The 12820-nt window shown below is 63.3% G+C and carries 11 protein-coding genes; 5 read left to right on the top strand and 6 right to left on the bottom strand.

The genetic code is table 11. The features are described 5' to 3' along the window. Positions 1-91: 91 nt before the first annotated feature. Together AC2ETI_RS10505 and AC2ETI_RS10500 are read left to right on the top strand one after the other, a co-directional pair. Positions 92-1270, top strand: a complete 1179-nt coding sequence (locus AC2ETI_RS10505; protein ID WP_483633875.1) for a glycoside hydrolase family 3 N-terminal domain-containing protein — start codon at positions 92-94, stop codon at positions 1268-1270. A 72-nt stretch (positions 1271-1342) separates the two neighbouring features. Beyond that, complete coding sequence (locus AC2ETI_RS10500) at positions 1343-1942, top strand: TetR/AcrR family transcriptional regulator (RefSeq protein ID WP_003945885.1); 600 nt, start codon at positions 1343-1345, stop codon at positions 1940-1942. A gap of 101 nt (positions 1943-2043) precedes the next feature. Here AC2ETI_RS10500 and AC2ETI_RS10495 read toward each other — a convergent pair whose 3' ends face one another. Next, the gene (locus tag AC2ETI_RS10495) at positions 2044-2907 is read right to left on the bottom strand and encodes a MaoC/PaaZ C-terminal domain-containing protein (protein ID WP_042950937.1); all 864 of its coding nucleotides are present in this window, start codon (positions 2905-2907) and stop codon (positions 2044-2046) included. Continuing rightward, the gene (locus AC2ETI_RS10490; protein ID WP_113682200.1) at positions 2907-4253 is read right to left on the bottom strand and encodes a 3-oxoacyl-ACP reductase; all 1347 of its coding nucleotides are present in this window, start codon (positions 4251-4253) and stop codon (positions 2907-2909) included. The genes AC2ETI_RS10495 and AC2ETI_RS10490 overlap by 1 nt, the downstream gene beginning before the upstream one ends. A gap of 130 nt (positions 4254-4383) precedes the next feature. Between AC2ETI_RS10490 and AC2ETI_RS10485 the strand changes: the two genes are divergently transcribed. After that, a complete protein-coding gene (locus tag AC2ETI_RS10485; RefSeq protein ID WP_259117384.1) occupies positions 4384-5739 on the top strand; it encodes an acetyl-CoA C-acetyltransferase in 1356 nt (451 codons plus the stop codon). Positions 5740-6033: 294 nt separating this feature from the next. Beyond that, positions 6034-8361, top strand: coding sequence for a VanW family protein (locus AC2ETI_RS10480; RefSeq protein ID WP_355333745.1), 2328 nt, complete (start codon positions 6034-6036; stop codon positions 8359-8361). 4 nt (positions 8362-8365) lie between these two features. On the opposite strand, the gene AC2ETI_RS10475 is transcribed toward AC2ETI_RS10480, so the two are convergent. The 3 genes from AC2ETI_RS10475 to AC2ETI_RS10465 all read right to left on the bottom strand — a co-directional run bounded on the left by AC2ETI_RS10475 (position 8366) and on the right by AC2ETI_RS10465 (position 10165). Further along, a complete protein-coding gene (locus AC2ETI_RS10475; RefSeq protein ID WP_195849569.1) occupies positions 8366-9349 on the bottom strand; it encodes an LLM class F420-dependent oxidoreductase in 984 nt (327 codons plus the stop codon). Between the two features lie 85 nt (positions 9350-9434). Next, on the bottom strand, positions 9435-9923 hold the full coding sequence (locus tag AC2ETI_RS10470; RefSeq protein WP_019747143.1) for a hypothetical protein: 489 nt from the start codon (positions 9921-9923) through the stop codon (positions 9435-9437). Continuing rightward, complete coding sequence (locus AC2ETI_RS10465; RefSeq protein WP_019747144.1) at positions 9920-10165, bottom strand: helix-turn-helix transcriptional regulator; 246 nt, start codon at positions 10163-10165, stop codon at positions 9920-9922. The genes AC2ETI_RS10470 and AC2ETI_RS10465 overlap by 4 nt, the downstream gene beginning before the upstream one ends. Before the next feature lie 65 nt (positions 10166-10230). Between AC2ETI_RS10465 and AC2ETI_RS10460 the strand changes: the two genes are divergently transcribed. Next, the gene (locus tag AC2ETI_RS10460) at positions 10231-10809 is read left to right on the top strand and encodes a nucleotidyltransferase family protein (protein WP_020968602.1); all 579 of its coding nucleotides are present in this window, start codon (positions 10231-10233) and stop codon (positions 10807-10809) included. Here AC2ETI_RS10460 and AC2ETI_RS10455 read toward each other — a convergent pair. After that, positions 10806-12818: a YhgE/Pip domain-containing protein gene (locus AC2ETI_RS10455; RefSeq protein WP_019747146.1), complete on the bottom strand. Its 2013-nt coding sequence runs from the start codon at positions 12816-12818 to the stop codon at positions 10806-10808. The two genes, AC2ETI_RS10460 and AC2ETI_RS10455, sit on opposite strands and share 4 nt — an antisense overlap. Positions 12819-12820: the final 2 nt, after the last annotated feature.

Raw genomic sequence — 12820 nt, 5'->3', positions numbered from 1 at the left:
TCGTCAGCGGGGGAATCGGTTCTCTTCCAGGCTACCGTCCCGATGTGCCCGTGAGGGAGTGTATGGGTACCGGGTCCGTTACGGTCGAGGTATGCGGATCAAGTTTCTGAAGGCTGCGACGACCATTGCATTATGCGGAGGGTTGGTTGCGGGATGCTCGGGCGAAAACGGGACCGCCGATCCGGTTTCGAGCGCCCCGACCAGCACCACCTCCGAGATCACGTCGACGCCTGCGGCATCCAGCTCCGCGCCCGTCGCCGCGTCGTGCGGTAGTGACCTTCTGGCTTCACTGTCCCTGCGTCAGAAACTTGCCCAGCTGCTCAACGTCGGCGTCACCGGGACCGACGACGCGTTGTCGATAGTGCAGAACGAGGAGATCGGCGGCATCTTCGTCGGAAGTTGGACCGATCAGTCGATGCTCACCAATCGCGAAGTGCCGCAGGTTGCTTCGGCGTCGAAGTTGCCGTTGATGGTGACGATCGACGAAGAAGGTGGACGAGTTTCCCGCGTCGCGGACATCCTCGGGCCCGATCCGTCGGCCAGGGAAACGGCGCAGACGATGACAGTGGAACAGACGTACCAGATGGCGCTCGAGCGTGGACGCGGGTTGAAGGATCTCGGGATCACCGTCAACTACGCCCCCGACGTCGACGTCAGCAGCCAACCCGACGACTCCGTGATCGGGGACCGCTCGTACTCCGACGACCCCCAGATCGTGGTTGCCTACGCCGGTGCGTACGCGCAGGGTATGCGCGATGCCGGAATCTTCCCGGTGATCAAGCACTTTCCCGGACATGGCAGCGCGTCGGGTGACTCGCACCGGGGTGAGGTGACAACGCCGCCCTTGCAGGATCTGATCGCGTCGGACCTGATTCCCTTCCGGGAGCTGTCGGGAACCGGAGTCGGCGTCATGATGGGTCACCTCGAGGTTCCCGGTCTGACAGAGCCCGGTACCCCTGCCAGCATCAGCCCCGCCGCCGTCGCGTTGCTTCGCGACGGAGTGGGTTACGGCGCAGCGCCGTTCACCGGCCCGGTATTCACCGACGACCTCAGCGGAATGCAGGCGATCACCGACCGATACGATATTGCCGACGCGGTTCAGGCTGCGCTGGTGGCTGGAGTCGATCAGGCATTGTGGCTGACAACCGACGACGTTCCGCGGGTGCTCGACCATCTCGAGCGGGCCGTCGCGTCCGGTGAGCTTCCGCAGGCGCGGGTCGATCAGGCCGTGGTCACAGTTGCCACTGCCAAAGGTGCCGTGACCTGCTGAGTCGAAGTCAGGATTCGACGCACAATCTTACCGTAGAGTAAGATCGACATTTACCCTGTGGTTGGAGGAAGCATGGCCGGCGGTACCAAGCGACTGCCACGCGCAGTGCGTGAGCAGCAGATGCTCGACGCGGCTGTGGACGTGTTCTCCGACAGGGGGTTTCACGAAACTTCGATGGACACCATCGCAGCCAAAGCCGAGATCTCGAAGCCGATGCTGTACCTGTACTACGGCTCGAAGGAAGAGCTGTTCGCGGCGTGCATTCATCGTGAAGGGCTCCGCTTCCTCGAAGCGCTCGCCCCGGCCGGCGCGCCGAACCTGACTCCGCGTGAACAATTGCGCGCCGCTCTCGAGGGCTTCCTCGGGTTCGTGGGCGCAAACCGCAAGTCGTGGATGGTGCTCTACCGTCAGGCCGTCGGGCAGCAGGCTTTTGCGGGAACCGTGCAGTCCAGCCGCGATCGGTTGATCGAGTTGACTGCGCATCTGCTCGAGTCCAGCACCAAGGATCCTGATGCCGCGCACGACTACGGGATCATCGCCATCGCGCTCGTCGGCGCCGGTGAGGCGGTAGCCGACCGGGTCGCGGGTGGGGAAATCGAAGTGGATGCCGCAGCGGATCTACTCGAATCCCTCGCGTGGCGCGGTCTGTCGGGCAAGAAGAAGTCCGAATAGCCCCCAAACCAATCTGAGCGAACGTACCTTTCAGCGCATCCAAGGCGCCGAAAGGTACGTTCGCTCAATTGGGGTGGGTGGGAAACCCGACAAAACTTAGGTCAGCGCAGCGTCGCAGTGACGTGCGGGTAACCCTTCTTCGGGTGACGCAGCGACAGATCCCAGCCGTCGTCGGTGCGATCAGCGTAGGCATTCAGCGTCGCCGGTAGCAGAATCGGCTTGCCGAAACGCACGCTGTAGGTGACCTTGTCCGCGACGGACCCCTCGACGGTCCGCAGAACTGCCGCGGCACTCCACATTCCGTGAGCAATGGTCTTCGGGAAACCGAAAGCCTTGGCGCCCAGAGACGAGACGTGAATCGGATTGCGGTCGCCGGAGACAGCGGCGTACTTGCTGATCGTGGTCTGGTCGACGCGGATGGTGCTCATCGGCATCGGCGGGACCTCGTCGGCCTTGGGCTCCGGACCTGGCTGGCCGGACAGGGAGGTCTTCTGCTGGTTCAGGAAGCTCGAGGTCTGTCGCCAGACCAGTTCCCGTCCCACCCGAATTTCGGTGATCACGTCGATCAGCAGGCCCTTGCGGTGCTCACGCAGGTTCTCGGCATGCACCGAGAGGTCAAGCGGTTCGCTGACGGAGATGGGCCGCAGCGATTCGATGACGTTCTCGGCGTGAACGGAGCCGACGGCGGCGAAGGGGAAGTCCTTCGACACCATCAGCTTCATCACGGTCGGGAAGGCCAAGGTGAAGGGATACGTGATCGGCAGAGTGTCGCCGAATCGCAGTCCGGTCACGCGGCAGTACGCCGCCAGATTGTCGGTGTCGACCTTCAGTCCGGTGAGGGTGAAGGTCTGCTGTGGCACCGAGCGCGAGTTGGACTTGTTCCACGGCAACAATCCCAGTACCGCCCGGGAGTAGATGTCGATGGTCTTCGGCTGCTCGGTGAGCGCGACGGTCTTTGTTGCCATCATGCGCCCAGGAGGCTCTGGCCGCAGACGCGAACGACCTGTCCCGTAACGGCATTGGAGGCCGGGCTGGCGAAGTATGCGACGGTCTCGGCGACGTCGACGGTCTCGCCGCCCTGCAGGAGCGAGCTCATGCGGCGGCCGGCTTCGCGGGTGGCGAAGGGGATGGCTGCGGTCATGGCGGTCTCGATGAAGCCCGGTGCGACGGCGTTGATGGTGATGTTCTTCTTCGCCAGGACGGGAGCTTCGGCGTGTACGAGGCCGATGACGCCGGCCTTGGAGGTGCCGTAGTTGGTCTGGCCGCGGTTGCCCGCGATGCCGGCGATGGAGGAGACGTCGACGACGCGGCCGCCTTCCTTGAGGGCGCCCTTCTCGACGAGGTGCTCGGTGATCTTCTGCGGTGCAAGAAGATTGACGTTCATGACCATGTTCCAGCGGCCCTCGTCCATGTTGGCGAGGGTCTTGTCGCGGGTGATGCCGGCGTTGTGGACGATGATGTCGGCTCCGCCGTGACGCTCGAGGAGGTGAGCTGCGAGGACCTCGGCTGCGTCGGCCGCCGTGACGTCGAGGGCGAGGGACGTGCCGCCGACCTTGTTCGCGGTCTCGGACAGTGCTTCGCCGGCGGCCGGGATGTCAGCGCAGACCACGTGTGCGCCGTCGCGGGCAAGCACCTCGGCGATGGTGGCACCGATGCCGCGGGCTGCGCCGGTGACGACGGCAACCTTGCCTTCGAGCGGCTTGTCCCAGCTTGCGGGCGCGACGGAATCTTCACCACCGACGACGATGACCTGGCCGTCGACGAAGGCGGACTTCGCCGAAAGGAGAAAGCGCAGAGTCGATTCCACGCCGGACAGTCCGGTGGACGCCTTGGGGGAGACGTAGACCAGCTGAGCGGTGGAGCCGCGCTTGATCTCCTTGCCGACGCTGCGGGTGAAGCCTTCGAGCGCGCGCTGCGCGACATGCTCGTCGACGCTCGACGTTTCTTCCGGCGTCGTGCCGAGAACGACGACGCGAGCCGACGGTGCGAGGTTGCGGATCACGGGCTGGAAGAACTCGAACAGCTGCTCGAGCTCGCTGACCTGAGTGATTCCGGTGGCGTCGAACACGAGTCCGCCGAAGCTGCTGTCGTGTGCCTGAGCCGCGGGGTAGTCGGAGAGCAGTACGCGAAGTGGTTCTGCGAGCCGACCCTTGCCGCCGATGAGGACAGGTCCGGCGAGTGCGGGTTCCCCTGCTTTGTAGCGACGCAGGTTCTCGGGCCTGGGCAGGCCGGCCTTCGACGCGATGAATGCGCCGGGGGCGGACGAGAGGAACTGTGAATAGAGGTCGGGAGCTCCCTTGCTGGCTGCCACGGTCCTACCTTCTGTTGTGTTTCGGGTTGTCTCTCACCGGGCAATCGGAAGAATGCGGCGATAGACAAGTAACTTACTACTGAGTAAGAATAGTCTTCAACAGGTAATCGCACCATCCTTGGAGACGCAAGTGACAAGCAAAGCCCGTTCAAACGCAAAGCCCGCCGCACCGCGCACCGCACCGGCCGCAGCCGCTACGAAGTCCGCAGGTCAGCGCCGTCCGGTTGCGATCGTCGGCGGAAATCGCATTCCGTTCGCACGCTCGGACAAGGCGTACGCACAGGCGTCCAACCAGGACATGTTCACTGCGACGCTCGACGGTCTGGTGAGCCGATTCAATCTGCAGGGCGAGAAGCTCGGCATGGTCGTCGGCGGTGCGGTGCTCAAGCACAGCCGTGATTTCAATCTCATTCGCGAGTCCGTTCTCGGCAGCGCGCTGAGCCCGTACACGTCGGCGTACGACCTTCAGCAGGCGTGTGGCACGGGACTGCAGTCGATCATCGCCGTCGGCGACGCCATTTCGGCCGGCCGCATCGATTCGGGCATCGGCGGCGGCACGGACACCACGTCCGACGCCCCGATCGGCGTCAACGATCAGGCGCGCGAGTTCCTGCTCTCCCTCAATCGCGCGAAGTCCACGGGCGACCGCATCAAGCTGCTCGGCAACGTCCGTGCGGGCATGCTCGGCCTCGAAATTCCGCGCAACGGCGAGCCTCGCACCGGCAAGTCGATGGGTGACCACGCTGCGATCACCGCCAAGGAATTCGGCATCAAGCGCGAGGACCAGGACGAACTTGCCGCTGCCAGCCACAAGAACATGGCGGCTGCCTACGACCGCGGTTTCTTCGACGACCTCGTCACCCCGTTCCTCGGCCTGACCCGCGACGACAACCTCCGTCCCGGTTCGACCGTCGAGAAGCTGTCGACGCTCAAGCCCGTCTTCGGTACCAAGCTCGGCGACGCGACGATGACGGCAGGCAACTCGACGCCGCTCACCGACGGCGCTTCTGCAGTCCTCCTCTCCACCGACGAGTGGGCAGCCGAGCGCAATCTTCCGGTTCTGGCGCACCTCGTCGATTCCGAAACCGCTGCCGTCGACTACGTCCACGGCAAAGACGGGTTGCTCATGGCTCCCACGTACGCGATTCCGCGTTTGCTGGCCCGCAACGGTCTGACCTTGCAGGACTTCGATTACTACGAGATCCACGAAGCCTTCGCTTCGGTGGTTCTGGCAACCCTGCAGGCCTTCGAGTCCGACGAGTACTGCAAGGAACGCCTCGGCCTCGACGGCGCGTTGGGATCGATCGACCGAAGCAAGCTCAATGTCAACGGATCGTCCTTGGCTGCAGGTCACCCGTTCGCGGCAACCGGCGGACGTATTGTGGCTTCCCTCGCAAAGATGCTCGCGGAGAAGGGTTCGGGCCGCGGTCTGATCTCGATCTGTGCGGCCGGCGGCCAGGGTGTCACGGCGATCATCGAGCGGTAACCGCTCCACAATCTCCCCACGCGACTGAAAACTGCGCTCACCTGCAGTGATCGTGGCGAGGGGATGCGTAATCGGGGATCCGGCCACGAGGGGTGGCCGGATCCCCGAACTCTTTGCAAACTTTTTCGCGCAGGCGTGTAACGCTGCAGAATAGCTACCGATATTCATGACAGCCCCGTGTTGCTGCCTGACCCCCGACCTGGCAGCAGCGCGGGGCTCTCGTATGTCCGGATATCCTGTATTGAGTTGTCGGTGAGCGCCGCAGCGACGGTTGATGCAGCGAGGAGCCAACAGGTGAGTGACGAAGAGGGTCCGTCCGTCGAGAAGACGAACAGCGAGGACTCGTCCCTCCCGGAACAGGAACTCGAGTCGGTCGGGGAACCTCAGGCGGTCGAGGAACCTCAGGCGGTCGAAGAGACCGAGTCGGTCGAGGAACCCAAGACCCCTGAGGACACCGAGGCAGTTGTCGAGGCTGAATCAGTAGGACCTGAACCAGCCGAAGTACCAAGGCCAGTCGACGAAGACGCAATCGACTCCACAGAAGCGACAGTCGACGAAGCAGAAATCGAGCCGACCGACGTCGAGACAACATTCGACGAGCCGACAATCGACGAGCCGACAATCGTCGAGCCCACAATCGTCGAACCGGCCATCGACGAATCGGCAAACGAGGTCACCACCGTCATCCCAGTCGTCCCAGCGGAGGACGCACCGCCGACGGAAGTAGTCGACTCGGCTCCGGCGACAGAAACCATCGACGAGCAGACAGAGCAGTTCGAGCCCCCGGCAGTGGTGGTTCCCCCGAAGCCGCCGCGTCCCGAGTTCGTGCAGCAGTACGACACCCAGCAATTCGAACCCATCCAGCAGCAGTACGAGCCTGTTGTCCGCGAACCAGAGGCAGTTGCACCACCAGCACCGCAACAACAGCCAGAAGCGCCCGCTCCGGCTTCTTCCCGTAAGTGGGTCAAACCAGCGATAGCACTCGGCGCCATCTTTGCCGTCGCAGTGATTGCCTACGGAGTGGACATCTTCACGTCGTCGGGGAAGACACCACGCGGCACCCAGGTCGCCGGGGTGGACATCGGTGATCTCACGCCTGCCGACGCAGAGGCCACGCTGCGCGCCGAACTCGGCCCAAGGCTCGTCGAACCGGTAGCGGTACATGCCGGCGGCGTCGATGCCGAGATCGTTCCCGCATCTGCGGGTGTGGACGTCGACTGGTCGGCGACGCTCTCGGGCGTGAACGCTCAGCCGATCAACCCGATCACCCGCATCACGTCGTTCTTCGGCTCCCGCGAGGTGCCCGTGGTGTCGACGGTCGACCAGGGTGCGTTGGATGCCTCGATGTCGCAGCTTGCGGCGAACAGCGATCGTGCGCCCGTCGAAGGCGCAGTCGTGTTCGAGAGTGGGAAGGCGACGGGTGTTTCACCTGCCGCCGGGCAGGCTCTCGAAACGCAGCAGGCGGGCGCAACCTTCGCCGCGGAGTGGTCTGACGGTGGCGTCGTCGATCTTCCGGTCGACGAGGTGCCGGTGACGGTCACTCAGGCCGGTGTCGATCGCGCACTGCAGGAGATTGCCATTCCGGCTGCCTCGGGTGATGTCGTGGTCAACGGCCGTGACGGCAAGGTTGCGACGCTCGGCGTCGACCAGATCGGTGAGGTTCTGACCTTCACACCTGACGGCTCGGGTGGGCTGACTCCGCAGTACAACACGGATGCTGCGATCAAGATTCTGACTCCGCAGTTGGTATCGACTGAAGTACAACCCAAGGACGCGTCGTTCACCTTCGCCGGTGGTAAGCCGTCGGTTGTGCCGGGTGTTGTCGGTGATCTGATCAACTGGCCGGACACGGTCAAGGAACTTCCGGTTCTGCTGGGCAGCACGGCTTCTCGGGCAACGCCCGCCGTGTACGGACCGGTCCCGCCGGCGTTGACCACCGAAGCCGCGGATGCCCTCGGCATCAACGAGGTGATCGGCGAATTCACCACCGGTGGTTTCGAATACGCGTCTGGTGTGAATATCGGCCTGGCCGCATCGGAGATCGACGGGGCCGTGATCAAGCCAGGGGATACGTTCTCGCTCAACGAGTACACGGGTCCGCGCGGTGCGGCTCAGGGATACGTCGAGTCGGGGATCATCAACAATGGTCGCCCGGACAAGGCTGTCGGCGGCGGTATCAGCCAGCTCGCGACGACGCTCTACAACGCGACGTATTTCGCAGGCATGGACGACGTCGCGCACACCGAGCACAGTTACTACATCTCGCGGTACCCCGAGGCGCGTGAGGCGACCATCTTCGATGGAGCGATCGACTTGCAGTTCCGTAATCCGGCGAAGACCGGCGTGATGATCGAGACGATTGCGACGTCGTCGAACATCACCGTTCGGATCTGGGGAACCAAAACCGTCGATGTCGCTTCGACGACCGGCCCGCGTACGTCGCCGACGTCGCCGAACACCGTGACGTTGCCGGAGGGGCCTGGTTGTGTGGCTTCGAGCGGTGCGCCCGGATTCACGGTCAGCGACACCCGCGTGATCACCGACCACGCGAGTGGCGCCGAGATTTCCTCGAACACCCGGACCGTCAAGTACGACCCGGTGCCGATCGTGAAGTGCGAGTAGGGACCTACTTGCCGACGAGTGGGCCGAGGGTGCGGCCCGCGAGGTCGACGATGCCTGGCTCTTCGCCGTTGGTGATCAGGTTGATCACGACGCCGTCGATGCCGTGGTCGAGGATGCGCGTCTGAACCTGCTCGGCGACGTCGTCCGGGCTGCCGACGAAATGGCGCTCGGTGGCCTTGGCGACCACGTCTTGCGGCGCCGTGGTGATGTCGAGGCCACGCTCCGCGAGAAACATTCGCTGATGCGCGCGAGCCTTGTCGCCGTCCTCGTCGATCATCATGAACGTGAGGAAGCTGGTCTCGAGGGTTGCGGGATCGCGACCGGCTTCGTCGCAGCGTGCCGCAAGTGCTTCCATCTTGCGGGGCAGTTCCGACGGGTCGCAGATGATGTTGAGGTGATCCGCGAAGCGAGCGGCGAGGCCGAACGTCTTCTTCTCACCGCCGCCGCCGAGCAGGATCGGCAGGTCGTCGCGGACGCGAGGCTCGTTGATGGCGTCCTTGACGTGGTACCACTTGCCGTCGAAGGTTGGGCGCTCACCGCGGAGCATCGGCGCGATGATCTGGAGTGCTTCGTCGAGCTTCTGGAAGCGCTCGGTGAACGTTCCGAACTCGTATCCGAACGAATTGTGTTCGAGTTCGAACCAACCGGCGCCGATGCCCAGGATGGCCCGACCGCCGCTCACCACGTCGAGGGTGGTGACGGTCTTGGCGAGCATGGGCGGATTGCGGTAGGTGTTTCCCGTGACCAGTGCAGACAACTGGATGGTCTCGGTGGCCGTCGCCAGCGCGGAGAGCGCCGAGTAGGCCTCGAGCATCGGGGCGTCCGGCGCTCCGATTCCGGGGAGTTGGTAGAAGTGATCCATCACGAATGCAGTGTCGAAGCCTGCGGCTTCGGCTTCGCGGGCCTGCGCTATGACGGTGGGGAAGAGGTCCTTGACCGGACCGCCGTAGCTGAAGTTGGGCATCTGGTATCCGAGGCGAGTGCTCACCGTTTCGACGTTACTCGCGATCGGTTGACCTGGCACGATTTTACCAACTCTATGGATTCCGTTGTGCCGGGCAGACTTCCGGAATTCAGAGAAGTTCTTCGGCCGCTTCGCGTCGCTTGGCGCGCTGCTGGTGAAGCTTGACTGCCGCGATTGCGACGCCGCCACCGACGATTCCGCCGACGAGAGCGCCGACCCACGTGGACGATTCTTCGTACGAATCGAATTTGAGGCGCGCCATGATGCCGACTGCGGCGACGAGGTACAGCGCGATGCTGATCACGACCCGGGGACGGTTGTAGTTGGACAACACGTAGACATCGACGTCGCGTCGAAGTGCATAGACAATCGTGACCACCGAGCCGAACAGCGCGACGATCAGCAGCGCGAGCGAGATCCACGCCCCTGTTCGGCCGGCGACCCAGGGCAGAATCGCCGAGCTGACGAAGACTGCCCAGAAGACACTCTGCAATCCCACCGCCGAGGCTTCGTTCCAGACGTCGCGCTGCCGCTCGTCCTTGTAGAAGTCGTCGTCCAGATCTCCGACGAACCGCATTGCCTTCATCATGGTGCTCATGCCGTCTCCTCTGGAATTTCTGCGGTGAGTGCCGATTCGGGTAAGGGGAAGAGCGCTTCGACGGTGGTCCCCAGTGCCAGTGCCAGGCGAAGTGCCAGGTAGACACTCGGTGCGTAGTCGCCGCGTTCGACGGAGACGATGCTCTGTCTGCTCACCTGACCTGCCGTGGCCAGTTGCGCCTGGGTGAGGCCGGCGAGGCGTCGGTGCTCCCGCACGTTGTTGTCGCCGGCCTTTCCAGTCATAGGAAAAGTAAAGAATACTTGTCACATGATGTCAAGTTTACTTGTCATATGAGAGGCTGACGAGCATGCGTGAACGATTTCTCGAGATCGCCCTGGCCAATCCAGTGGTCGCAACGATCGTGGATCGGGCGCCGAAGCTGGGATTGCCGGAGTGGTACCTGACGGCGGGTGGGCTCTTCCAAACCGTCTGGAATCACATCGACGGCCGTGACCTCGGCGCCGGAATCAAGGACTACGACCTCTTCTATTTCGACGCCGGCGATCTGAGCTACGACGCGGAGGACCGTGTGATTCGTTCGGCGGCAGAACTGTTCGCCGATGTGGATGCCGATGTCGAAGTACGCAACGAAGCCCGCGTGCACCTGTGGTACGAGCAGCATTTCGGGATTCCCGGCGTTCCGTTCACCAGTTGCCGCGACGCTATCGACCACTTCGCTTCCACAACTTGCTGTTTCGGGATCACCAAGGCCGCGGGCGGCACTGTGGACGTGTATGCCCCGCATGGATACGACGATCTTTTCGACATGATCGTCCGCCCCAACCCGGTGCTGGCGCCGAGAGAGGTTTACGAGGCCAAGGCGGCACGGTGGCGCAGGGAATGGCCTGCGCTGACCGTGGAGCCTTGGCCGGAGACCCTGACCTAGACTTCGATCGGCGGATGCAGCCTGTCCATGGTCCATTGCCGATTTCGGCGTGCAGCAAGTGAACTGGCCCCGAGTGAGGCGACGAGAAGGCCGCCGAGGACGGCGATCGAGACCCACAGTCTCGAGTCGATACCGCCGACGGTGAGTTGTCGTAGCCCGTTCACCGCGTAGGTCATCGGGTCGAAGGGGTGGATGATCTGGAACGGTTTCGCGGTGGTTTCGACGGGATAGATGCCGCCGGCCGAAACCAGTTGCAGCATCAGGAACGCCAGGGTGATGACGCGTCCGACGGATACTCCGAAGATGGCGTTGAATGCCTGGATCAACGCCATATACGTGGCAGTGATGAGCATCAGGAATCCGACGGTGCCGAGGGCGTGTGTGGGGTGCAGGCCGACGGCGAAGTGCACGACCAGGTACATCACGATCACCTGGCAGATGCCGATGAGCAATGCCGGCCAGTACGAGGCGAGGACCACTCGCAGCGCGCCGAGTCCGTTTGCGATGGGCCGGTTCTGGAGCGGCTTGAGCAGCATCCAGGTGATGATGCCGCCCACGAACAGCGCGAGGGGCAGGAAGAACGGAGCAAAACCGGTACCGAAGGTGCTTGCCCGGTTCTCGTAGGTCTCCTGTAGTTCGACCGGGCTGGAGAGGGTTTGAGCGGTTGCGGTTCGCTGCTGATCGGTCCAACTGGGAATCTGACCGGCGCCCTCGGTGAGTTTGGTCGCGAGTTCGGCAGACCCGGCACGGAGTTGCTCGGTGCCGTCGGCGAGTTTGGCTGCACCATCGGAGAGTTGGACGCTGCCGTCGGTGAGTTGAACCAGTCCACTGCTGAGGGTTTGCGCGCCGTCGTTGACTTGCTGACCGCCGTCACGCAGCTGCACCAGGCCGTTGCGGAGTTCACCGCCGCCGTTGGCCGCGGCATTCAGCCCGGCTCGGAAGGTGCTCGACGGATCGTCGAGTTGGTAAGCGAGTTGTTGTGCACCGCTCTTGAGTTCGCCCAGTTGGCCCATGGTCGCTTCACCGAAACCCTGAGTGCGCAGCATGTCCTGGGCAGGCGCGAGGGCATTGGCGATCTGTTGGCTGACAGGATCCGGGTTCAGCCGAAGGCTGGCCACCGCCTGCCCGACCAGTTGTGCAACGTCTGCCTGTGTGTTCCCGAGGACGCTCAGTTGGTCGACGACCTGGGTGACGCCACCACTGAGTTGGCTTGCGCCGTCGCCCAGTTGGACGGCTCCGAGATCGAGTTGCCCCAAACCGTCGGTCAGTGCGAGGACACCGTCCGTGGCGGTATTGATACCGGTCGAGAGTTGCGCTGTACCGCCGGCAAGAGTGGCTGCACCGTCACGTGCGGTAACCATGTTGTCTGCCAGAGTTTTCGAGCCCGACGCCAATTCGCCGGCTCCGGCATTGGCAGTGTTCACTCCGGCCGAGAGCTGGAGTGCTCCGTCGGCGGCCTGCTTCAAACCTGCACCCGCATCGGTCAATCCGACCAGAACCGTCTCGACGGACTGCGCGCCGATCTTGTCGCTGACTTGACTGAGAACCTGCTGGGCGGCATTTTGGCCGATGATGGTGCCGAGGTAGTTGTTGACGTCGTTGAAGGTGAACTGCAACTGAGCTTTGTGGGGGTCCTTGGACGTCGGGGAGGCAACGGCCTCGCTGAAATTCTCGGGCAGAGTGAGAGAGAAGTAGTACGTCCCGTCCGAGACTCCCTGTTCGGCTTCCTGCTGTGAGACCAGGTGGAGATCGAGCTCACCGGAATCGAGAAGTGCTTGGCTTACTTCGTCGCCAGCCTTGAGCTCTTGACCCTGCACCATTGCACCGCGGTCGGTGTTGACCAGTGCGACGGGGACCTTGTTGACCTCACCGAACGGATTCCAGAAGGCCCACAGGTACATTGCGCCGTACAGCAGTGGCATCAAGATGATGGTGACGAGTGCGATCCTGGGCATCGCGCCGCGGGAGAACCGCTTGAGTTCGGTTCCGAGAGACATTCCAGCGAGCATCG

It is taken from the genome of Rhodococcus sp. MurmanLake-1 (assembly GCF_056945715.1).
The sequence above is the reverse complement of the archived record's forward strand: the minus strand, read 5'-3'. Positions and strand labels throughout refer to the sequence as shown.